21 protein-coding genes are annotated in these 24213 nt (G+C 37.3%); 16 read left to right on the top strand and 5 right to left on the bottom strand.

Features of this window, described 5'->3' with window-relative positions; translation table 11 throughout:
* Positions 1-99: 99 nt before the first annotated feature.
* Both AC1Z3T_RS09725 and AC1Z3T_RS09720 read right to left on the bottom strand, forming a co-directional pair.
* On the bottom strand, positions 100-1167 hold the full coding sequence (locus tag AC1Z3T_RS09725) for a saccharopine dehydrogenase family protein (protein ID WP_100885750.1): 1068 nt from the start codon (positions 1165-1167) through the stop codon (positions 100-102).
* Between the two features lies 1 nt (position 1168).
* The gene (locus AC1Z3T_RS09720) at positions 1169-2410 is read right to left on the bottom strand and encodes an NADH:flavin oxidoreductase/NADH oxidase family protein (protein WP_100885751.1); all 1242 of its coding nucleotides are present in this window, start codon (positions 2408-2410) and stop codon (positions 1169-1171) included.
* 317 nt (positions 2411-2727) lie between these two features.
* Here AC1Z3T_RS09720 and AC1Z3T_RS09715 point away from each other — a divergent pair, with 317 nt between their 5' ends.
* A complete protein-coding gene (locus AC1Z3T_RS09715; protein ID WP_100885752.1) occupies positions 2728-4980 on the top strand; it encodes a TonB-dependent siderophore receptor in 2253 nt (750 codons plus the stop codon).
* A gap of 108 nt (positions 4981-5088) precedes the next feature.
* Here the strand turns inward: AC1Z3T_RS09715 and zigA are convergent, their stop codons facing one another.
* The 3 genes from zigA to AC1Z3T_RS09700 are packed head-to-tail and all read right to left on the bottom strand — an operon-like array spanning position 5089 to position 7468.
* Positions 5089-6315 carry a zinc metallochaperone GTPase ZigA gene (gene zigA, locus AC1Z3T_RS09710; protein WP_100885753.1) on the bottom strand — a complete coding sequence of 409 codons (1227 nt, stop codon included), beginning with the start codon at positions 6313-6315 and terminating at the stop codon, positions 5089-5091.
* Between the two features lie 8 nt (positions 6316-6323).
* The gene (locus tag AC1Z3T_RS09705; RefSeq protein ID WP_100885754.1) at positions 6324-6728 is read right to left on the bottom strand and encodes a Fur family transcriptional regulator; all 405 of its coding nucleotides are present in this window, start codon (positions 6726-6728) and stop codon (positions 6324-6326) included.
* A 2-nt stretch (positions 6729-6730) separates the two neighbouring features.
* Positions 6731-7468: a D-Ala-D-Ala carboxypeptidase family metallohydrolase gene (locus AC1Z3T_RS09700; protein WP_009586704.1), complete on the bottom strand. Its 738-nt coding sequence runs from the start codon at positions 7466-7468 to the stop codon at positions 6731-6733.
* Between the two features lie 755 nt (positions 7469-8223).
* On the opposite strand from AC1Z3T_RS09700, the gene fimA (AC1Z3T_RS09695) reads away from it, so the two are divergent.
* The 15 genes from fimA (AC1Z3T_RS09695) (at position 8224) to AC1Z3T_RS09625 (ending at position 24024) form a co-directional block, all read left to right on the top strand.
* Positions 8224-8781, top strand: a complete 558-nt coding sequence (fimA, locus tag AC1Z3T_RS09695) for a type 1 fimbrial major subunit FimA (protein WP_005033142.1) — start codon at positions 8224-8226, stop codon at positions 8779-8781.
* Positions 8782-8835: 54 nt separating this feature from the next.
* Positions 8836-9315: a hypothetical protein gene (locus AC1Z3T_RS09690; protein ID WP_100885755.1), complete on the top strand. Its 480-nt coding sequence runs from the start codon at positions 8836-8838 to the stop codon at positions 9313-9315.
* Between the two features lie 19 nt (positions 9316-9334).
* Positions 9335-10036 (top strand): fimbria/pilus periplasmic chaperone, encoded by a 702-nt coding sequence (locus tag AC1Z3T_RS09685; RefSeq protein WP_100885756.1) that lies wholly within the window; start codon positions 9335-9337, stop codon positions 10034-10036.
* 4 nt (positions 10037-10040) lie between these two features.
* Positions 10041-12647, top strand: a complete 2607-nt coding sequence (gene fimD / locus AC1Z3T_RS09680) for an outer membrane usher protein FimD (protein ID WP_100885757.1) — start codon at positions 10041-10043, stop codon at positions 12645-12647.
* Between the two features lie 13 nt (positions 12648-12660).
* The gene (locus AC1Z3T_RS09675) at positions 12661-13671 is read left to right on the top strand and encodes a fimbrial protein (RefSeq protein ID WP_100885758.1); all 1011 of its coding nucleotides are present in this window, start codon (positions 12661-12663) and stop codon (positions 13669-13671) included.
* A gap of 9 nt (positions 13672-13680) precedes the next feature.
* Entirely contained in the window at positions 13681-14865 is a 1185-nt protein-coding gene (locus AC1Z3T_RS09670; protein WP_100885759.1) for a fimbrial protein, read from the top strand.
* Positions 14866-14874: 9 nt separating this feature from the next.
* A complete protein-coding gene (locus AC1Z3T_RS09665) occupies positions 14875-15417 on the top strand; it encodes a fimbrial protein (protein ID WP_100885760.1) in 543 nt (180 codons plus the stop codon).
* Positions 15418-15694: 277 nt separating this feature from the next.
* Positions 15695-16717: a helix-turn-helix domain-containing protein gene (locus AC1Z3T_RS09660; RefSeq protein WP_100885761.1), complete on the top strand. Its 1023-nt coding sequence runs from the start codon at positions 15695-15697 to the stop codon at positions 16715-16717.
* A gap of 522 nt (positions 16718-17239) precedes the next feature.
* Positions 17240-17443 (top strand): hypothetical protein, encoded by a 204-nt coding sequence (locus AC1Z3T_RS09655; RefSeq protein ID WP_081409737.1) that lies wholly within the window; start codon positions 17240-17242, stop codon positions 17441-17443.
* Positions 17444-17991: 548 nt separating this feature from the next.
* Positions 17992-18543, top strand: a complete 552-nt coding sequence (gene fimA, locus AC1Z3T_RS09650; protein WP_046760524.1) for a type 1 fimbrial major subunit FimA — start codon at positions 17992-17994, stop codon at positions 18541-18543.
* Positions 18544-18613: 70 nt separating this feature from the next.
* The gene (locus AC1Z3T_RS09645; RefSeq protein WP_046760525.1) at positions 18614-19093 is read left to right on the top strand and encodes a type 1 fimbrial protein; all 480 of its coding nucleotides are present in this window, start codon (positions 18614-18616) and stop codon (positions 19091-19093) included.
* A 19-nt stretch (positions 19094-19112) separates the two neighbouring features.
* Positions 19113-19814 carry a fimbria/pilus periplasmic chaperone gene (locus AC1Z3T_RS09640; protein ID WP_046760526.1) on the top strand — a complete coding sequence of 234 codons (702 nt, stop codon included), beginning with the start codon at positions 19113-19115 and terminating at the stop codon, positions 19812-19814.
* A gap of 5 nt (positions 19815-19819) precedes the next feature.
* A complete protein-coding gene (gene fimD, locus AC1Z3T_RS09635; RefSeq protein WP_100885763.1) occupies positions 19820-22438 on the top strand; it encodes an outer membrane usher protein FimD in 2619 nt (872 codons plus the stop codon).
* Positions 22439-22449: 11 nt separating this feature from the next.
* Positions 22450-23460, top strand: a complete 1011-nt coding sequence (locus tag AC1Z3T_RS09630; protein WP_058971858.1) for a fimbrial protein — start codon at positions 22450-22452, stop codon at positions 23458-23460.
* 15 nt (positions 23461-23475) lie between these two features.
* Positions 23476-24024, top strand: a complete 549-nt coding sequence (locus AC1Z3T_RS09625) for a fimbrial protein (protein WP_100885764.1) — start codon at positions 23476-23478, stop codon at positions 24022-24024.
* Positions 24025-24213 lie beyond the last annotated feature (189 nt).

The following is a 24213-nucleotide window of genomic DNA, read 5'->3' as shown; positions in this document are numbered from 1 at the left end:
GTTTGATCTGGTTTTTCTTTATTCATACATTTTGAGTCAATTAAGAGTGAATAAGAAGTACAACTCAATCGACATCTCACTTCTCTCAACTTTTGAATATTAACAAATCACCAATTCGCCTGAACCTTGAAGCTGAGTAACGAACTGATAACCCATCAATTTAGCAGGCGTATATGTTCCACCATTAACACGCTGATCAAGTAGATAACTCACCACAGCCAATGAACCATTCACCGTCAAACTATAAGCATTTTCAGTTTGGATTCTTGCTGTTTTGGTCTGCCCCTGTGCATTACGTACCTCCCCCCAAACATAAGTGAGCATCTTGGCACGTCCTTCTGCATCAGGACCAGTAACCGATTTACCAATCAGCAATTTCATTATTTTCTGTACCCACTGCAACTTAAATACTGGGCGAATGTGATTCAACATTTTCGCTCCCCTAATCAGCTTAGGTGCTGCAGGTACAAACACTTCAATATTGGGAATTCCTGTGGTGTAAAATGCAGTCGCTACATCTCCCCACGGCACACTCATTGCGCTTTTTTGCCCATGTCCAAAATCAATCTGACGAACATGATGAGCCAAAGGAACATTGATAATTTGACCATTTTTACGGACCTTACCACCTTCAGCCATTCCTTCTGTACTGGTTTTTGCAGTTCCGGGGGAAAGCCCTGTTTTTGAATCAAAGCCTAATGCCAGATGTGTCGCATCGGGTAAAGCGTCCTTTAAAGCAGCCGCAATACAATCCGTTGGAATAACATCAAAACCAACTCCAGGACATAGTACGACATTTGCCTTTTGTGCTTGTGCATTTAGAGATTGTGCCCACTCAAAAACTGCAATCTCGCCTGTAATATCTAAATAGTGCGCACCTGCTTGAATACAGGCTTGCATCATGGGTTTCGATGTCAAAGAAAAGGGACCAGCACAATGTAGCACTATATGCAGTCCCCTTAACTGTGCACTGATAAGGTCAATATCATCTAATCCAAAAGCTCGGAACTCAAGTGCAAGTTCTTGTGCCAAAGCCTCCACCTTGCTTTGATTACGCCCTGCCAATATCGGTCTAAGTCCTTGTCGAACAGCTTCACGGGCAATCAATTCACCTGTATAGCCATTTGCACCATAAATCATCCAATTCAAATCATGATTTTGTCCCATCTTACCCCCTCGCTTTTAAGATATTTGCCATCGCATGCTTATACTGACGAGTACGACTTGCCATCGCAGTTTGCTGTAAAATCAATGCCCATAAGGGGGACACTTGAGGATTGGGCTTTTTACCTAAACTGAGTTTACGTAGCTGAAATTTAACTGTTGCCATATTGGCAAGTGATGCAAGCGTTTTATTCTTCCATGAAATTGGCTTCAAAGTTGGTGTTATATTTTGTCCTTGCTTCCATGCATTCGGTAAGTTTGGATTAATGGCTAAAGCCGTAGCAATTCCAACCATATCGACACCACTCTCTATGACCTGTTCAGCAACTTGTTTACGGCGAATACCACCTGTGACCATCACGGGCATTTTGGCAATCTTGCGAATCTCTTGCGCAAATTCTAAAAAATAGGCTTCACGTGCCAATGTTCGACCATCTCGCGCTTGTCCTTGCATCGCAGGGGCTTCATAACTGCCACCTGAAAGTTCAACCAAGTCGACCGCCAATTCATTCAACATTTCGACTACAAGTTGAGCATCTTCAGCACTAAAACCTCCACGCTGAAAGTCTGCTGAATTAAGTTTCACTGCCACCGTAAACTGATCTGAAACCACGGCTCGAACCGCTTTGACAATTTCAATTAAAAGACGTGCACGATTTTCAAGTGAACCGCCCCATTGATCTTGGCGTTTATTACTGAGCGGTGATAAAAACTGGCTCAATAGATAGCCATGCGCTGCATGGATTTCGACTCCCGTAAAACCTGCTTTTTCGCCTAACCGAGCAGTATTAGCGAAACGTTGAATCACTTCATCAATCATCGTTTGAGTCATTTCAATCGGCAAATTAAAACGATCTGACATTTTGCCTAAATCTAATCCAACAGCAGATGGTGCCCAAGTTGCTTGCCCCAGATTGGACTGCATTTGGCGACCAGGATGGTTGATTTGCAACCAAACTTGTGCCCCTTGAGAACGTGCTATCTGAGCCCAACGTTTAAAAATGTCCAAGTGTTTATCATCTTCAAGTACCACACCACCAGGTCCAGTCATTGCACGACGATCCACCATGACATTGCCTGTAATAATCAGTCCTGCACCACCATCAGCCCAAGCTTGATATAAACGCATCAATGCTTCAGAAGGTGCGTGATTTAAATCTGCCATATTTTCTTCCATCGCAGCTTTCGCTATACGATTGGCAATCTCAGAACCATTTGGAAATATCAATTTTTCGAAGACTTTCATTTTTATCGCCTCATTGGGTATAGTTCTACTTTAAGTTTAAAGCTAACTTTAATGTCAATCTTTTTTTTGGAACAATTTTGCTCCCAATCAATTTACTTTCTGATACATTTAATCATTATGAGTTTAATGAAATGAACAATAAATTTTCATGTATTTAATTTTAAAAAATTACATATAAAATAATACATTACATAAATTTAAATCTTATTTTTTCTTTAAATATCAAAATAATTATTTATAAATTATGACATTTTCGTAGCTTTTTGTAATCTTATTGATAATAATAACGATTCTTATTAGCATAATTTATCACTATTATGGACAAGCAATTTCGACAAACGGCATTAAACATTGCAATCAAGTCATTCTTGATATGTGGTGCAATTTCCCATACTGCTTTTGCACAAGAACAACCATCCAATACTGATCTGTCTGTTCTCCCAACCATTACCGTCAAAGCAGATACCCAAGATGAAAAAACTGAAGGAAGTGGCAGTTATAAAGCCAATTCATCACGATCATCTTCGAAACTCAAGTTATCTTTAAAAGAAACACCACAATCTGTCAGTGTAGTCACACGTGAACAAATTGAGCAACGTGGTCTCACTATTTTGGATGATGTACTTGCTGCCACTCCCGGTGTAACAGCAACAAAGAATGACAGTGAACGTTCTAACTACTATTCCCGTGGCTTTGCAATCAGCAACCGACAAATTGATGGTATGCCTGTAGGTGACAATGCTCCTCGCTTTGACAGTTTCTTCTTTGATCGTATTGAAGTCGTCAAAGGTGCATCAGGTCTAACAGGTTCAACAGGAAGCCCTTCTGCAACCATCAATATGGTTCGTAAACGCCCTGAAAAAGAGTTTAAGGGCAATGTTAGCTCCACCTATGGCTCTTGGGACAACACCCGTGTTGAAGCCGATGTTTCTATTCCACTCACTCAAGATGGCAGTGTTAGAAGCCGATTCATGGCAGCGTATACTGACAAAGAATCCTATATGGATCGTTATAAACTAAAGTCAACAGCCGCGATGGGGATTATCAGTGCAGATTTAACGGCAAACACAACTGCCTCTGTTGGGTTCCAATATCAAGACAATGACCCTAAAGGCTCAACGTGGGGAACAGTGCCATATTTCAATGCTGATGGAAGTAAAGCGAATTTTTCGCGAAACTTTAGTTTGTCTGCGGACTGGAGCTCAATTGCCAATACAGATAAAACAGTTTTTGCAGATATAGAACATACTTTTGCCAATGATTGGTTGGTAAAAGCTGCAATTGCCCACAGCACTTCGGATAACAGTTGGATCGTGGCTTATGGCGGAAGTGGCTTTCCAGACCCTAGTACTGGTAAAGGTTTGAGTCTATGGAGTATGGTTAGCCCATATGCTGAAAGTAAAAAACTCAATATTGATTTTTATGCAACTGGTCCATTCCAATTGTTAAACCGCCAACATGATTTAATCATTGGTTATAGTGGTTTTAAGAGTGAAAATACATCCTTGGGTGTAAAAACTGATCTCAACAACTCTCCCCCTCCTTATCCAACAGCTATACCAGATTATCGAGAGTGGACTGGCAATATTAAAAAACCAAGTTATGAAAAAAATGGTGCAGGTAGTACCAATACCACAGAACTTTACGGCGTATATTCAACTTTACGTTTAAATCTGACTGACCCGCTTAAGTTAATTTTAGGCGCACGTTATAGTTCCTATGATTACAAAGTCGATAAATGGGATCCTAACGCTGCTGTTTCTCCTACAAAGCCACGTAATTTTGACCAGCTCATCCCCTATGCAGGGATTTTATATGACCTCAATGATACTTATACTGCTTATACCAGCTATACCAAAGTATTCAATCCATCTACACGACGAGATCGCTTTGGTGACTATTTAGATCCCGAAATGGGCAGTACCAGTGAGCTTGGTTTAAAAGCGGATTTATTGGACGGTAAGTTACTGACCAGTGCGGCTTTATTTTGGTCAGATGTCAAAGACCTTGCTGTAGAAGATGTTGAATACCGTGAAGGAGTAAAAAACGGCACCATTGCTAAAGTTGATGAGATGGATACTGCCTATATGTCAACGGGCAAAGGGCTTAAAGTCAATGGTTTTGAATTAGAAGCCATTGGTAAATTACAGGAAAACTGGAATCTAAGTTTTGGTTATACTTATGTCAATAGTGTCAGTTCTGCAAATGCTAATGCTTTAAGCAATATTCCTCAAAACCAAGTGAAATTATTTAGCAGTTATACCCTGCCTGAAAATCTTTGGTCAGGTTCAGAAAAACTGACGATAGGTGGTGGCGTCAACTGGCAAAGTGAAATCTCACAAAAATGGGGAGGAGCACCTGCAAATGCCTACAACGGTGGTGTAGTCACTCAGAAGGCTTATTACTTGGCAAATGCTTTTGCCAGTTATAAATTGAGTGATGAGCTGACTGCAAGTCTAAATATCAATAATTTATTTGATGAAAAATACTACTTAAATGTCGGTTTTTATAACGGCGTTTATTGGGGTGAACCGCGTAATGTTACCCTTACATTAAGAGCAAAGTTTTAATTTAATCTAGGGTTTTCATTGATCAAAAGAATAAAGGAGTGCTTAACTAAAAGCACTCCTTTTAAACCACACTCACAACTAGACACTGACTGAGCTATACATCATGGATTAATGGGTTGCGATAGAATCCGCCCAACCACTAAATGGATTATCAAAAGTTTGCCATTTTTCTGCACCCAATGCCATTTCTGTATCCGTCAACAAACATGCATCCAATTGATTAATTAATTCAGATTGATTCATATCCAGTCCAATTAAAACAATTTCTTGGCGAGCATCACCTGTTTGTTCATCCCAGTTTCCCTGAATGACATCCAGACTGTGTTGATCTTCTGGCCAATGTTCATCAGACACGGCTGCCCACCAATATCCAGCCACCCCATGTCTTGCCAACGCACCTGCTTGTGACCAAGATCCTGCCAACTCAGGATTTGATGCCAACCAAAAGTAACCTTTAGAACGAATGACACCTTGCCATTCAGTTTGAATAAAATCAAAGAACCTTTGCGGATGAAATGGTCGTCTGGCACGATAAACAAAACTTTGAATACCGTACTCTTCTGTTTCGGGGGTATGTTTACCGCGCAATTCTTTAAGCCAACCCGGCGCTTGTGCCGCTTCATAAAAATCAAATAAATGAGTATTCAATATTCGATCCAAATTCACTTGACCAAATTCAGAAACTTCAATTTTTGCTCGGGGGTTCAACGATTGTAAAATTTTAAACAGCTTGTCCTGCTCGGGTGGCTGAATCAAATCAATTTTATTCAGCACAATCACATCACAAAACTCAATTTGATCAATCAATAAATCCACCACATTACGACTATCATGTTCCCCTAATGACTCGCCTCTCGCTTGTAAACTGTCCAGAGAGCTATAGTCTTTTAAAAAATTATAGGCATCAACCACCGTCACCATCGTATCAAGACGGGCAAATTCATTCAGTGAAATGCCATTTTCATCTTCAAAAGTAAAGGTTTCTGCAACTGGTAAAGGTTCAGAAATACCTGTAGATTCAATCACCAATTGATCAAAGCGCTGCTCCTCTGCCAAACGTCGGACTTCAACCAATAAGTCTTCTCTTAAGGTACAACAAATACAACCATTACTCATTTCAACCAACTTTTCATCGGTCCGTGAAAGTTCTGCACCGCCCTCTCGAACTAAAGCAGCGTCAATATTGACCTCAGACATATCATTGACGATCACTGCGATCTTACGACCTTCACGATTATTCAAAATATGATTCAGTAAAGTCGTTTTTCCAGCACCTAAGAAACCCGATAAAACGGTGACAGGAAGCTTTTGGGGAGTGGCTAATAAATGATTCATTGGCGTTCTCACTTTAAAATTGTATGGTTTTCATGCGCCGATACACATGCAAAACACTGACCGAGGACTTCTAAATATTCACATTTAGCGTTAAATTTTTTCGCGTTTAAGGATTGTTTGACACATCTGTCAAAATGGGGAATGACAATACTTTGCACCTGTTGACAATGGGTACAGACCGTTAAGATTTGATAAGGCGTTTCCAAATTTGCAACTGTGGCGATATATAGATTTAAACTATTCAGTTTAATAATAAGTTTCTGCTCACACAGTTGTTTAAGTACTCTATAAATCTGCATAGGGGCTTGAAAACCATAAGGCTTGGCTTTTTCCAAAAGTTGATATGCGCTCATTGCCTTATGTTCTGCCTGTAAAATTTGCAAAAGCTTTTGCTGCGCCTGAGCTTGTTTCATTTTTATTGATCCTGCTTTTTATGATTGTTTAGAAAAGTATTCATACATGGAGATGAGTGATAACGATGATCTGCTCCCCAAGTGCGATAACCTGCACTATCAATATGGATTTGCCCCGATGGATAGACGCCTAAACCCATATTGAGTTGTTGACCATAGTCATGCCAAAACTTGCAAAGTTTTATTTTTGTGCCTTGAATAACAACCAATTCTTTTTCATCTGGCATTTCAGAACCAATTCGAAAGTCTAAAGCCGCATTAAAAATATGTTTTGAAGCGCTTGCACCATTGGCGCATCGGTTAAGATTTAAATTTCGATAAACTGAAGTCACTGTGAAATCATTCAAAATCTGCTGATCAATCAGCTGGTCCAGAATGTTGAGTGTAGGCACGATATTGCGCCACAACGCTTGAGGAGGAATTTCAAATTCAGTTGCATTGCATCTTTGCCAATCTCTCGCAGTTTGGAAAAACTCAAAATTAGGCACATAAGTATGTATACCTTGTTGTTTTAAAAATTTTTTATAATGTTCAATCGCTTGTTGGTTAACTGCATCTTGCTCCCACACTAAAAAAGAAGCCGGCACGTTTTTGATAGGCTGTTTATCTACTTGATGATTTGTCCTAACGAGCTTGGATAAAGACTGGTTGATCGTCATGAACTGTTGTTTTGAGTCTAATGCGTTTTGGCTACATGCCGAAACGCATCCAATCAATCCAATAAAGTAGCATCGTTTCATTTCACTGATATCCAAGCTCAAAAGACAATCTTCAATCACCAACAATTAAAAGTTATGTTATAACATAACAATTAATGAATGCAAATATACCCAAAGCATCAACATACAAGCAACTCATATAATCGTTAATTTTTTTTAAACAAATGAGGCATCAAGTCATCCAAAGAATGCGGCTAAAATTATTTTTTTAACGGATTAAAAGTATTTTCATTTAAGCCTTGTAAATATGTATTATTCAAAAACCACAATCTCAAACAAATAAATTCTCAGCCACCAGTTTCTGTTTAAAAAACCACAATAATAAATTTTAATTTAAATTAAAAAATACTAAACAAATGCATACCTTTTTATAAAATTACAACACCGTAATAAATTAATATTTCAAAACTATTTTAAATATAATATTTTTCACATATAATTTTCATTATCTACATAATATTCAATAATAATTTTAATTTTAAATCATGATTTTAAACATTAAAAATAAACAAAATTAGAGACTTAATTCACAATAATAATAATTAATAAAAATAAAGTCACAAAAATAATAATCGTCGTTAAATACAATCTAATCGCGTTCAAAATACAAAGTTTTCCCTTGCGGTAAATATCAATATGTTCGTGTGTTTATTACATCTGTCACTATTTTTAAAAAACAGTACGAATAAACAGAGTTTATTGATGCCATAACAAATGAAGTCAATAAACAAAAAGAAAGTGTTGGATATCAATTTTTTTAACGAATAGGTTTTACTATGAAATTTAGTACATTAGGTTTAATCGCAATCTCTACATTAGGTGTTTCTGCATCTGCTTTAGCTGCTGCTGTTGAAGTAAAAGGTGGAACAGTCAACTTTAAAGGCGATCTTGTCAATGCTGCATGCGCTGTAAGCACAAGCTCTACAAATCAAACTGTAACACTGGGTCAAATTCGTACAGCAAGCTTTACCAAAGCTGGTGATAAAACAACTGCTGTACCTTTTGAAATCAAACTTGTCGACTGTGACACTGCAGTTCAAGCAACTGCAGCGGTTGCCTTCCAAGGTAATGCTGTAGGTGGTACAGCTGGCGCTAAGCTATTAGCAGTGTCTGCTGCTGATGCAAACGGCACCGCAGCAAAAAATGTCGGTATTGAAATTGCGGACCACACTGCAAAAGTATTGGGCTTAACAGGTGCGGATTACTCAACAGCAAAAACACTTATTACTGGTGATAACACGCTTCAGTTCAGTGCACGTTATGTAGCTACAGATGCTGCCACTACACCTGGTCAAGCAAATGCAAATGCAACCTTTACAGTGAAATATGAGTAATTATTCTTTCGGGAATAATTGCTAAGTAATTGACTAAAAGAGCTTATTTTACCCATGAAAAAATATATAGCCCTGATTGCTGGGATATTGGTTAGCACTCATATTTATGCTGAAAGTTATGTATTTGGTGGAAAAGCTCAATTTCTGGGGGCTTTACTCAATCAAAGTTGCTCAATTTCGATTGAGAGTATAGTTGATACTTCGACTAGAGCTCCCCAATCCCCTATTCAAATTAACTTTTCAACCTGTTCTGTTGACTACTACAACAATCTCATTATCACTTTATCTGACCCTAATCAGTTAAAAAAAGAGATGTTTACCACAACAGCACAAACAAAAAGTGAGTTTGATAAAGAAATTAATATTCAAAGTGCTGAACATAAGCGTTTAGGTGAAAGATTTATTCAACATATAGATCTTCCCAAACATTATGACGATGAATCACACAAAAGTGTGCGTGTTTACTTAAACAAGCCATTTGAAGATTCACCTACTCAAGCACCACATTTTTTAATTTCTATTTTTTATCCATAAGTAAATTCTAAAGGTTTATATGAACTTGAACTTATTTAAACAAGGTCTTCTTGGTATAACCTTAGCCTGTATGACTGCAACAAGTTTTGCAAACACGAATGGTTCTGGTGGTATTTCACTGGGCGCAACCCGTGTGATTTATCCTACGGATGCAAAACAAGTTTCACTGCCAATTATCAACAGCAATAGCAAAGAGCGCTTCTTGATCAATGCATGGGTAGAAGATTCTTCAGACAATAAATCTAAAGATTTTCTGATTACGCCACCGTTATTTGTTGCAGAAGCGAGTGCTGAAAATACCTTGCGTATTATCAATGTTGCACCAAATCTCCCTCAAGATCGTGAATCTGTGTTTTGGATCAATGTCAAAGCGATTCCCTCGATAGATAAGTCGACATTGACTGATAAGAATGTTTTACAGCTTGCAGTTTTATCTCGCATCAAGCTGTTTATTCGACCGACAGGTTTAACCACTAAAGCTGAAGATTCCTTAAATACCCTCAAATTTTCTAAATCTGCTGACGGTATTACGGTCAATAACCCATCTCCCTACCATGTGTCTTTTGTCAATCTTTATTTAGACGACAAAAAGTTGCCCAATGTGATGGCAGCTCCATTGACACAGACAAAAATTGCGGACAGCTCTGGCGGTAGCCTGAGTTATCAAACAGTCAATGATTATGGTGGTTTAACGTCTAAAGTGAATTTAGAACTGAAGTAAGCATATGAATACTCTACATTTAACATCATCCAATACGTTACGTATAAGGAAAATTATTAAGCAATACCCGATGGGTGTGGCGATAACGATGCTTATATCCGCAGTGGTGGTGAGAGAGAGTCATGCTGAACAAGTATTTAACCCTGAATTCTTATCAGATAGTTTACCTGATGCCCAAATTTCTGATTTAACTAGATTTGATCGTTCTACACATCAGTTACCAGGTGTGTATCGTGTCGATGTATATGTCAATGATCAGTATGCATTTACACGTGATATTAATTTTATTGAGAGTGCTGACGCTCAGGACTCTACAGGCTTATTGCCTTGTTTAGACATCAAAACCTTAAAAGGTTTTGGTGTCAATATTAAACAATATGAAGGTCTTGCTGATACCACTCAACAATGTGTAGATTTCACTTCGATTATCGAAGGTGCTTCGACCAAATTCCAATTTGACAAACAAAAACTCGACATCAGTTTGCCACAAGTGTCGCTCATGAATCAGGTCAGAGGTTATATCTCACCAGATCAATGGGATGAGGGAATCAATGGTTTATTCCTGAATTATAACATCTCAGGTTATAACAACTCTAAAACAGATTCAAATAGCGCATTTTTACGTCTGGACAATGGACTCAATATTGGTGCGTGGCAATTTAGACACTCTGGAAGTTGGAGCTATAACACTCACCAAGGCAAATCGTCAAACCAATGGAATGATTTAAGCACTTATGCGCAAACCATCGTAGCTCCTATCAAAAGTCAACTGATCATCGGGGATAGCACAACTTCAGGTGAGATTTTTGATAGCTTTGGTTACCGAGGCGTACATTTATCTACATCTGAAGCCATGTATCCAGATAGCCAGCAAGGCTATGCGCCCTCGATCCGTGGTGTTGCGAAAACCAATGCCAAAGTGGTCATTAAGCAAAATGGTTATGTGGTTCATCAAATCAACGTTGCGCCCGGTCCTTTTAAGATTGAAGACATCAGTACAGCATCTTTAAATGGTGACTTGGTCGTGACCATTGAAGAAAATGATGGCTCTCTACAAACCTTTAAAGTGCCATTCTCAACACTACCTATTTTACAACGTGAAGATCGCACCAAATATAGTGTTGCACTTGGTGAGTACCGCAGTGGGTTAAGAAACCAAGACAATCCATTTATTGCTCAAGCAACAGCAATCCATGGATTGAACAGTGGGATGACGGTTTACTCTGGTACTCAACTTTCCCAAAAATATAAAAGTTTTTTATTGGGTTTAGGTGCCAATCTTGGACACTATGGTGCTTTCTCGTTTGATATTACCCATGCAAACAGTGAGTTAGCAGATAAAAGTTCATCTAGTGGTCAATCATTACGCTTTTTATATTCAAAATCACTACTTGGTTCGGGTACCACGTTCCAGCTTTTAGGCTATCGTTATTCGACCAAAGGTTTCTATACCTTAAATGATGTCACCAATAAAAACATGAGTGGCTATAACACAGGTAAAGATCAAACTGATCTTCCCAATATTGAAGACTACTACAATTTAAATAATGCCAAAAAGGGTCGCTTCCAAGTCAATATTACCCATTCTCTAGGGGACTATGGCGCACTGTTTCTTTCAGGAAATCAACAAACTTACTGGAACACGGATAAAAAAGATGAGTGGTTACAGGCGGGTTATTCCAATGCATGGAAATCATTGAATTATTCTTTTGCTGTCAGCCGTAACAAATACTCTGCGCGTGACATTACTGACACCATGTATACCATGAACCTTTCTTTTCCTTTGGACAAAGTATTGGCAAAAGCCAAGTTTACTGACAATCCAATCCAGAATAGTTATGCCTCTGTTTCAAGTACCCGAAATTCGAATGGTGATGAAACCTATATGGCAGGCGTCAGTGGCACTTTGCTAAAAGACCGTAATTTAAGCTACAGCTTTAACCAAGGCAAAATCAGCCAACAAGGTGACATTGGTTCATTGAGTGTGACCTATAACGGCAGCTACGGAAATGTTGGTGCAGGTTATAGCTATGAAAAAGACTCTAATCAATTTACCTATAACGCATCAGGTGGCGTGCTTGCACATCGTGATGGGATTACCTTTGGTCAACCTTTAGGTTCAAGCTCTATCTTAGTCAAAGCATCTGGGGCAAAAGGTGTCAATATTGAAAATCATATTGGGGTCAAAACCGACTGGCGTGGTTATGCGATTGTACCTTATGCCAATGAATATCGCTCTAACCGTGTCGCACTAAACGCGGATAGTTTTAGTAATAATCTGGAAATTCGTAACAACGTTGAACATGTCGTTCCAATTAAAGGTGCCATTGTTCGAGCAACCTTTGATACCAGTATCGGTGTCAGAGCTTTGGTGACCTTATCACGAGCAGGAAAACCTGTACCTTATGCCAGCAGTGTGATCGAAACAGACAGTTCTACCCGTAGCATGGTTGCCGATGACGGTCGAGTTTACTTAACAGGTTTACCACTAAAAGGCACCTTAGAAGCCTATTGGGGTGGAAACACAGGTGAAAAATGCAGCACGGCTTATGACATTTCTCAAATGGATCTGAGCAAACCTGTTATTCAATTTGATCTTGAATGTCAATAAGGAGTTGCACACAATGAAATTCAAAACTTTATTAATGATCTTCTTGTTGCTCAGCTCCACCCAATCCTTTGCACGACAATGTTGGAATGCCAAGGGATACACTGTAGTCGATAATGTTAATTATGACTTATCGAGTACCTTTTCTCAAGGTAACAATGCTATAGGGCGAATACATGAGATCACTATAAATCCTAGTACAGACATCAAAGCCCGATGCACACCTGCTCCGTTTCCAGGCAGTGTAAGTACAACTGTTCGTTCATATATAGCCGAGCAACCAATTGTACAAAGAGAAGGTGATTATCAGTATATGCAAATTAATGAATATTTGCTGGCAGCAATGCGAATTAATGATAGCGCGGTACGTGAATTTTATCCTCCTGTTCAAAAAACTATGGGGTGGGATCCTAATGTTGCTGACGGTAATCCCTTTCAGGTAAGAGACTCAAATTTAACATTACGCCTTAAAGTAATTAAACCCTTTGTAGGCAATGTATCAATTCCTGCAAAAACGATGTTTACAGTTTATGTCACAACAGCAGCGAATGACCAACTCTTCTATCCAGTATATACCATTGGCTATAGTGGACGAATCATTGCTCCACAGTCTTGTAGAATTAATGCGGGTGCAATTTTAGACATTCAATTTGGTGACATTCTTGCCTCTGAATTTAACCAAGCAGGCGCAGGCAATAAACCCGCTTCTGTCGACCCACAAACCAGAAGTGTTTCAGTACAGTGTTCCAATATGAATGCTGCAGCAACACTGACTTTCCGTATTGAATCAGACAAGTCTCAAGGGGACATGTTGGTCTCTAACAATGATGATGTCGGCTTTAAGATTTCCGATATTAACGACAAAATATTGATTCCAAACAATTTATTTAGTTTTTCTGAATTTCAGTTGAGTCAAAACCAAAACGCAACCATATCCTTTAAAGCATGGCCAGTCAGTGTAACAGGGAAAAAACCAACACTTGGAGCTTTTAATTCTAGAGCATATATCCGGATTGACTTCCCCTAGGATTGGAATATGAAAAATCTCACCACATACTTATCCAGTCCAATGCAAGCGCTAAATGTAGCGCTTCAACAGCTTTCCTATACATCAGCATTCAGTTCAAAACTTAATGTTTTAGATCGTTATTCCCCAAAAATACTTAGACAAAGTATTTGTAATTTTTTTAGCAATTTAAGTGTCAAACCATATACGATGAAATTCAAGTTTTTATTACTCACCCTGTTAGTACTCGGTTCAACCCAATCTTTTGCACGACAATGCTGGAATTCGAAAGGATATAATGTGGTTGATTCAATTAATTATGATTTATCCACAGCATTTAATCAAAATAATAATGTCGTGGGTCAAAGCAAAGACATTACTTTAAATTTCAATAAACCCATTCAAGCAATATGTGAAACAGCGTCCTTTCCTTATGGTTTGACAGTTCGATCCTATATAACCAATGAGCCGATTGTTGAAAATACAGGTACTTTTAAATATCTGCGTATCAACGACTACTTATTGGGTGCAATGAAAATTAATGACAGTGCAGTAAATACTTTTTATCCTCCTATAAAAAAAACTATGGGTTACGATCCAAACTCAGACAATGGCAACGCATTTTCAATCAGAGACTCTGACTTATTGCTACGCATCAAAGTGGTTAAACCTTTTGTAGGAAATGTTTCCATTCCATCAAAAACTATGTTTACAGTTTATGTAACCACTAGTGATGTAGATCCACTTAGATACCCTGTGTATACCATTAGTTATAGTGGACGAATTGTTGCACCGCAGTCTTGTACGATCGACTCAGGCAAGGTTTTAGACATCCAATTTGGTGACATTCTTGCTTCTGAATTTAACCAAGCAGGTGCAGGCAATAAACCTCATTCAATCAATCCTGAAACAAGAAGTGTATCAGTACAGTGTTCCAACATGAATGCTGCTGCGACACTCACCTTCCGTATTGAATCTGAAAAGTCTCAAGGAGATATGTTGGTCTCTAACAATGATGATGTCGGCTTTAAGATTTCAGACATGAGTGATAATGTATTGATTCCAAACAATTTATTAAGCTTCTCCGAATTTAAACTCAATCAAAGTCAACAGGCGACACTATCTTTCAAAACATGGCCAGTCAGCGTAACAGGGAAAAAACCTGCAGTTGGACCATTTAGTTCCAGAGCCTATATCCGAATTGACTTCCCATAGGAGAAAAAAATGCAAACCATAAGCAAATATATGATATCTGTGCTAAGTATTTTTTACTTAGCTTGCGCTCAAACAACCTATGCACAAGACCTGAAATTAGATGCAATCAACCTTACCCTTTCAGGCAAGGTTACAGAAAAGACTTGTGGTGTATTAAGTACAGCACAAGATAAGAAAATAGAACTGGGAACCATCAGACTGGGCAAAGGCATGAATAAAGATGATCGTTCCCCACGTGTTCAGATTCCTTTTGATGTCAGCAGTTGTCCTGCAAATGGTCTTGTCACCATCACCTTTACAGGGACCAATGATACTGTCGATACTCAGTTACTTGCCATAGATAATGTGCCGAAAAAAGCCAAAAATGTTGCCATTGAAATTAGCGACAAAGATAAGAACAGGGTTGTATTGGGGACAAAAAGTAAGCCAATCACAGCCGATGCCAATGGAAATGCATCATTGATGTTTTATGCCAATTATATTGTGACTAAGGACACAGCAGAGCCTGGTATTGGCAATGCAAAGATGCAATTTTCTGTTCAATATGAATGAAAAAACATCATGCTTAAATTTTACCAACAAGTATATAATAACCACCCTTCAATTTTAGGAGCATGTATATGATTTAGAACAAATGAATAAATAGTTTTAAATTTTAATCATATTTTATTTTTGGTAAATCTAGTTGATTTTGCCAACAGAGCTACTTGTCAATTTTTTAGGCGATTATATTCAGTTTGTCTAAATTTGATGAGTCGCCTATCCCTACAAATTTTTCAGCATATTAAGCCCAATTTACGATCAAGTCAATTGGAAACTTGGAGAAATTATGAAGTCTTTTTTAAAAATTAAAAGCGTTCGTAATAGTTTAACACTTTTATTAGATGATTTTTGTAAAAAACATGGCTTAGATTCACCTAAAAGCTATAACAGCACATTTAATGATCATATTCCGTTTGGAGAATGGCTCAGTAAAATCAAAAGCATCAATGAACAATATCCCAAAGAAGGCTTAGGTTTAGAGATTGGTGCCATGGTTCAAGCCAAACACATTGGTATCGTGGCATACATTGCCCAGTCGTGCAACACATTCGCTGACTATATCGAAATACTCTCGAAGTATGAACGCTTATGGTTTAATTACATTCCTAAAAAAATTAATTTCGATGACGATTTTTTTTCAATTTCTTGGGAAAAACCAGCCTATGTTCAAGCAGGCTTATTTATAGAAGAAACGTCAATTGTTGAAGAGATGCAAGTTTCGATTATCTATCATCACTTACAACAATTGATGGATTCAGCAAAAAATGCATTCTATCGTCTCGAACTCGCAATTCCTGAACCTGAAAATATTGAAAAATATACTCAACTTTTTAACTGCCCTGTTTACTTCAATACAGAACAAACCAAAATTGTTTTTTCAAATACTTTATTAGACAGCAAACTTAAATGTTATGACCCGACACTGTTTGAAATTTTGTCAGATCATGCCAATATTTTACTTAAAAAAATGCCTAAACAAGATTCATTAATTGAATTGGTGAACTTGAGCGTGATTCAGGCACTTGAGCATAACAATGTTCAGATTAATTTTGTTGCGCGATCATTAAATCTCAGCCCTAGGATGTTACAACGAGATTTAAGAGACCGAGGCTCATCTTTTAAATTAATCCTTGCCAATGCGCGCAAAAATCTTGCGAAAAAGCACTTAAAAAATGAGAAGTTAGCGATTACAGAGATTGCTTTTTTATTGGCATATAAAGATCAAACCTCATTCAATCGTGCTTTTCGTGGATGGACAGGTTTCTCTCCTTCCGAATGGCGCAAGCGACATCTCGATAAGCGAATGTAATCTATAGTGAGTTGAAATTTAAATGAGGAAAATATCAGTTACTACGAAATGCTTGTCGTGGTTGATATTCATTTTACGATTGAAGTAAATTTAAATGCCTATTTTTAATCAAAATCATATTTCATCTCTATCTCTATAGTGCTCCCTCAACAAACTATCCCCCCAATAAACACGGTAATGAATAGATCTCTGAGATAAGCCTAAGCAAAACTCTCGCTCAATCGCTTATGTTGGTGAAAATTCAAACAATAATCATCTATGATTTACGTGTATGTACTTTATGTCATCATATTTAATACATGGTTTCTAAAAGCATTAAATCTAAATGCTGTAAATATTTGCCAAGTGTTGACTTAGAACTGAACAACAAATTCAGTGATTAAATCATACACTTTAAAATCTGTACCCAACTCAGTAAGTGTAATAATTTTTATGCTTTAAATGCCAAGCAATCGTGCATAAGAGGGAAAGTTTTAGACTGATTTCTGCAATATATTAAATAAAAATCTTGAGGATATTAAAGTGCTAAATGTATCAGCAGAAAAGCGTAAACTTAAACGAACGTATTTAAGAAAAGGCGATCCTAGCCTTGTCTTGATTTCAAGCTTCATCACCCATGTAAAATATTTGGGTTGGAGCGATGAACGTATTAAAAAGATATTGGCTGATGCAAGAAGTCAAAACTACAACTATTTGTATTCAACATTGAAAAGAGCCATAGAATAAAATGATCGTCGAACTGATGCTTCACCACTGTAGTTGCTACAATTAAATGCACCTTCAAAAAGTATAATTACCCCTAAGAATCAATCTATTTTTTATTATTCATATTTTAGTTTCTTTTTCATATATCAAGACTTTACTCAAACTTAAAATATCTTAAATATCAATTTAAGATAATTTCTTTATTTTCAAATATTAATTTGTCGAAATTATAATATTTTTCCCCGTAAAAATCATGTTTTTCATCTAAAAAATGTAGTTTTAAAGATAATTTATAAAAAAAATTAAAAACACAAAATAATAAGTTATTGATTAATAATAAAAATTTTAAACTATTGAAAAAATACAATATTCGTTAAATACAAATAATCATCTTAAAAGTACAAAGATATTTCACACAATAAACTTTACGATGAACTCACATTTGTTTAACTCCATCACTATTTTCACTAACAGTGAGACCAAATGTGATTTATTGAAATCATGAAAAGATGAACTCAATAAATTTAAAAATCGAAAATTAACCTTATCTAAAATAAATAGGTTTTACTATGAAATTGAGTCTATTAAGCATTACAACTTTATCTGCATTAACTCTTTCTGCTTCAGCTTTTGCTGCCGATCCTGTAACTGTGAATGGCGGTACAGTTCATTTTACTGGTGAAATCGTCAATGCAGCATGTGCAGTAAGTACAGAATCTGCAAATCAAACCGTTGATTTAGGGCAGTATCGTACTGCACGTTTGGCTGTTGCAGGTGACAAAACCACGCCAGTTCCTTTCCAAATTAAACTTGTTGACTGTGATCCAACAGTTCAAGCAACTGCTGCAGTCGCATTTTATGGTCAGTCTGTACCATCAAATGCAAATTTACTTTCAGTATCTGCGGGTGGCTCTAACTCAACAGCAGCTTCAAATGTTGGGATCGAACTCGCTGATGATACGTCAAAAATCTTAGGCGTTACTGGTTCAGGTTTCTCAACGCCTAAAACACTGATTGCTGGTGATAACACACTTCAATTCAGTGCTCGTTATGTTGCAACAGGCGCATCTACTCCTGGTCAAGCCAATGCTGATGCAACATTCGTTGTGAAATACGAATAATTTTTTAAATCCAAGTAATTATTTTTAGAAGTAATTATTTATTCATTCGTTCACAGAGCTTATTTTACCCATGAAAAAATATGTGATTTTAATTGCTGGAGTATTACTCAATACTCATTTATATGCAGACAGTTATGTATTCGGTGGAAGAGCTCACTTTTATGGAGCTTTAGTTAATCAAAGTTGCTCTATTTCATTTGAGCAAACAGTTCAAGATGTGATTGAAGCTCCACAATCCCCTATTCAACTTCATTTTTCGTTATGCACTGATAGCATCTACGATAATCTTGCAATTGGTTTGTCTAAGCAGAATAAACAAGTTCCAGAGATTTTTTTTAAATCCCCACAAGCTAAAAATGATCTTGATAAAGAGATAAATATTCAGAATTTTGAATCCATGAGTCGTGGTCAAAGCTTTATTTCTCAGTTCGACCACAAGACGCATTACGGCGCCATTTCAACAAAAAGTGTCAATATATTTCTTCAACCTACACTGAAAAGCTCACTGAATCAATCACCGAATATTTTAATTTCAATTTTTTATCCATAAATGAATTCTAAGGGTGTATATGAACTTCAACTTATTAAAAAAAGGCATTTTAAATATAACCTTAGCCTGTTTAGCATCTTCAAGTTTTGCAAATAATGACGGTTTTGGTGGGATTTCTCTTGGTTCTACACGAGTGATTTATCCAGCTGATGCAAAACAAATTTCATTGGCTATTATTAACAGCAATAACAAAGAACGCTTTTTAATTAATGCATGGATTGAAAATAGCTTAGACCAGAAATCTAAGGATTTTCTTATCACTCCACCTTTATTTGTAGCAGAAGCAAAAACTGAAAATACACTCAGAATCGTCAATCTCAGTCCCAATTTAGCTCAAGATCGAGAATCGGTATTTTGGGTCAATGTGAAAGCAATTCCATCAATTGATAAATCAACATTGGCAGATAAGAACATTTTACAGCTTGCTGTATTATCTCGAATCAAGCTTTTTGTTCGCCCAATAAACTTAAAAACTAAACCTGAAGCCAGCTTAGAAACACTTAAATTTTCGAAAAATACAGATCACATCACTGTAAATAATCCTTCGCCCTACCATGTCTCTTTTGTCAATCTTTATCTAGATGGCGTAAAGCAGCCTAATGTTATGGCGACACCATTTACAGAGACAAAAATTGTAAATGCTTCAGGACACAACTTAAGTTATCAAACAGTCAATGACTATGGTGGTCTAACACCTAAAGTTGATTTAGAACTGAAGTAATTGTTATGAATAATTTATTTTCAATACCATACAGCACTGTATGTATGAGGAAAAATATTCCCTACTACCCATTTGGTATAGCCGTGACTGTTCTTATTTCCGTTTTTACGGTGAGGACAAGTCATGCTGAACAAGTGTTTAATCCAGCATTTTTAGCTGACAACTTATCCAATACTCAAATCTCAGATTTAACCCGATTTGAAAAATCAACACATCAATTACCTGGTATCTATCGGGTAGATGTCTATGTAAATGATCAATATGTCTTTACTCGGGATATTAATTTCACTGAAAAACCTGAATCAGGTGATATTTCAGGGTTATTTCCATGTTTTGACAGTAAAACTTTACAGGGCTTTGGTATCAATATTGCCCAATACCCGTTATTGTCAGAAGAAAATCAGCAATGTATTGATTTCATTTCAATTATTGAAGGTGCAAATAGCCAATTTCAATTTGATAAACAAAAGTTAATGATTAGCTTGCCTCAAGCATCGTTACGTAACCAAATCCGTGGATACATCCCACCAGATCAGTGGGATGAAGGCATCAATGCCTTTTTTACCAACTATAGTTTATCTGGTTATGATAATTCCAAAACAGATACCAACAGTCTATTTTTGCGTTTAGACAACGGTATAAACTTTGGAGCTTGGCAATTTAGGCACTCAAGTAGCTGGAATTATAATGATCATAAAGGTCAAACAACAAACCGTTGGGACAATTTAAATACTTATCTACAAACACTTGTTATTCCTTTAAAAAGTCAATTAGTCATTGGTGATGGTTCAACGAGTAGTGAAATTTTCGATAGCTATGGTTTCAGAGGAATACACTTATCCACTGCCGATGCGATGTATCCAGACAGTCAACAAGGTTATGCACCGTCTATACGTGGTGTGGCTAAAACCAATGCTAAAGTGGTGATTAAACAAAATGGTTATGTGATTCATCAGTTGAATGTTGCACCGGGACCTTTTCATATTCAAGATTTGAATCCAACATCAATCAGTGGCGATCTGCTTGTCACTATTGAAGAAAATGATGGTTCGATCCAAAGCTTTCGTGTTCCTTATTCAACACTACCTATTTTACAGCGTGAAGGTCGGACTAAATATAGCGTTGTGCTTGGTGAATACCGTAGCGGTTTAGACTCACAAGATCGTCCAAGCTTGGTTCAAGCTACTGCAATTCATGGTCTAAATAATGGTATCTCTGTATATGCTGGGACTCAACTTGCAGAAAAGTATAAGAGTGCTTTGCTGGGTCTCGGTGCAAATCTTGGAAATTATGGTGCTTTATCTTTTGATGTAACTCATGCAGACAGTAAGTTAGCTGACCAATCTTCGAGTCGCGGACAATCATTACGCTTTTTATATTCAAAATCACTTTTAAGTTCAGGAACAACCTTTCAACTTTTAGGTTATCGTTACTCAACCAAAGGTTTTTACACACTCAATGATGTGGCATATAACCGCATGAGTGGCTATCACACCTCCGAAACACAAGACGGTAATCAAGCCAACACACCGATCATCACTGATTACTACAATTTATATAATGCAAAGAAAGGTCGTTTTGAAGTCAATATTTCTCATTCTTTGGGTAAATATGGTTCTTTATTTATATCAGGTAATCAACAAACCTATTGGAACACCAATAAAAAGAATGAGTGGGCTCAAGCAGGATATGCAAATTCTTGGAAATCTTTAAATTATTCTTTTTCAGTGAGTCATAACAAATATTCTGAACTTAAACAAAGTGACACGATGTATGCCATGAATTTGTCCTTCCCTCTGGACAAGTTATGGCCTAAAGCAAATTTCAGAGATCACCCTATTCAAAATGCTTATAGCACGTTTTCAACGACTCAAAATTCCAATGGAAATGAGTCATACATGGCTGGTGTTAGCGGTACATTACTCAAAGACCGCAACTTGAGTTATAGCATTAATCAAGGACGAGTGAGCCAGCAAGGTGATATTGGCTCCGTCAGCATTAATTATGATGGAAGTTACGGTAGCATTGGTGCGGGTTATAGCTATGAAAAAGATTCCAATCAATTTACCTACACAGCTTCTGGCGGCATCCTAGCGCATCGAGATGGAATTACTTTTGGTCAACCTTTAGGCTCAACCTCGATTTTAGTCAAAGCCCCAGGGGCTAAAGGTGTCAATATTGAAAATTATACGGGTGTGAAAACAGATTGGCGAGGTTATGCGATTGTTCCTTATGCCACTGAATATCGTGCCAATCGAGTTGCACTCAACTCAAATAGCTTCAGCAATAATCTTGAAATCAGCAATAACGTAGAAAATGTCGTACCGATTAAAGGGGCAATTTCAAGAGCAACCTTTAACACCAGTTTAGGGGTTAGAGCACTGATTACGTTAACTCATAATGGCAAATTTGCACCTTATGCAAGCCGTGTGATCGAAACAGAAAGTTCAGCACGCAGTATGGTTGCCGATGAAGGTCGAGTGTATTTAACAGGGCTTCCTGTCAAAGGGACATTACACATAGATTGGGATGAATCTGACACAGGTAAATGTCTGGCGACTTACGATATTTCAGAAATGGACCTCACTCAACCCGTTATTCAATTTGATCTTGAATGTAAATAAGGAGAGATCATATGACATTTAAGTTTTTAATTTCTGCAATGCTGATGGTCGCATCAACTCAAACTTTTGCAGTGGTATGCTGGAATAGTAAAGGACAAGGTGTTGTGGATGAGGTTTTTTATGATCTTTCCAATAGCTTCAGTAGTTCTAATAATGCTGTAGGAAAAATTGTCGAACTTAAAAAAAATTTTTCGGCACAAGTGAATGCGACTTGCCCTGTTCATAATGCCAGTATCAGTAACAACCGTACCAAACGAAGTTATATAACAGACCTGCCTGTGGTTGAAACTATAGATAACTTCAAATATTTACCAATCAATGACTATTTGGTTGGTGCAATGAAAATTACTGACAGTTATGCAGGCGATTTTTATCCACCCGCTAATTATATACAAATGGGTACGCACGCAAATGTCAGTAAAGGTCAGCCTTTTCCAGTCATGGATTCAAACTTTACCTTTCGATTAAAAGTCATTAAACCATTTATTGACTTCGTTCCAATTCCTAAAAAAACCATGTTCACAGTCTATGTGACTACAGCTTCAGGTGAACCTTTGGATATGCCTGTTTATCGAATCAGTTATAGCGGCTCAGTGAGTGTTCCCCAAAGCTGTAAAATCGGTACAGGTGATTTTTTAGAAATCAAATTTGGGGAAATTCCTGCATACGCATTTAGCCAAGCAGGTCCTGGTAATAAACCCAATAATGTCAATAAACAGACGCATACGTTGGCTATTCAATGCACCAATATCAATGCACAAGCAATTTTGACGCTTCGACTAGAAGCGGAAAAAGCTACTGGGGATATGATGGTTTCAGATAACCCAGATATTGGATTTAAACTTTCTGACCAAAATGACAAAGTGCTTATACCTAACAATATGAATAGCGTCATTCCTTTTAATATTTTACAACAGCCAGCAAATGTCATTATTAAAAGCTGGCCTGTGAGTATTACAGGAAATACGCCACAAATTGGTCCTTTTAAATCTAGAGGATACCTTCGAGTAGACTTTGAATAAGGAGTAAAGCAAACAATGCAAAAATTATTTAAGCCTCTGGCATTGATCGTGGCGATCTACGGTTCAAATGTTATTCAACTTGTTCATGCACAAGATTCTAATGTGGAATTGGGGCGAGTAAATATTGAGCTTTCAGGAATTGTGACGCTCGCAACTTGTGGCGTTTTAAGTTCCGAACAAGATAAATATGTGCAGCTTGGAAGTATCGCAAGTAAAGATTTACCCTCGGTAGGCAGTCAATCTAAAGAAACTCCAATCCACTTTGAAATGAGTAATTGCCCTCCAAATGGAACCGTGACGCTGACCTTTGACGGCATTCGTGACACAAATAATGCTGAACTTTTAGCCATCGATGCTTTAGTGAATAAAGCAGAAAATGTGGCGATTGAAATTCGAAGTGAAGATAAAAAAAGGCTGGCTTTAGGGCAAAAAAGTGAGGCTTTTTCTACCAATTCAGATGGTCATGTTTCTGCACTTTTTTACGCAAATTATATCGTGACCAAGGCACAAGCACAGGCAGGAAAGGCCAATGCAAATGCTCAATTTACAATAGAGTATCAATGAAAAATAAATATCTAAACTTTAACTGTTTGCTTGTCTGAACAAGAGAGGACGATCAGACAAAATATTAAGCATCATTTCTTATTTCAAAAAACTCAAATTCATTCCTGTAAATTCAAAGATTTGCTGGTGTACCTATGGTTTTTTTAATGCAAATAAAGTCAGAAGTAAACAATGAATACAAATGAAAAT

This window comes from Acinetobacter sp. B-6 (assembly GCF_056930735.1).
This window is presented reverse-complemented; position numbering and strand designations above follow the sequence as displayed.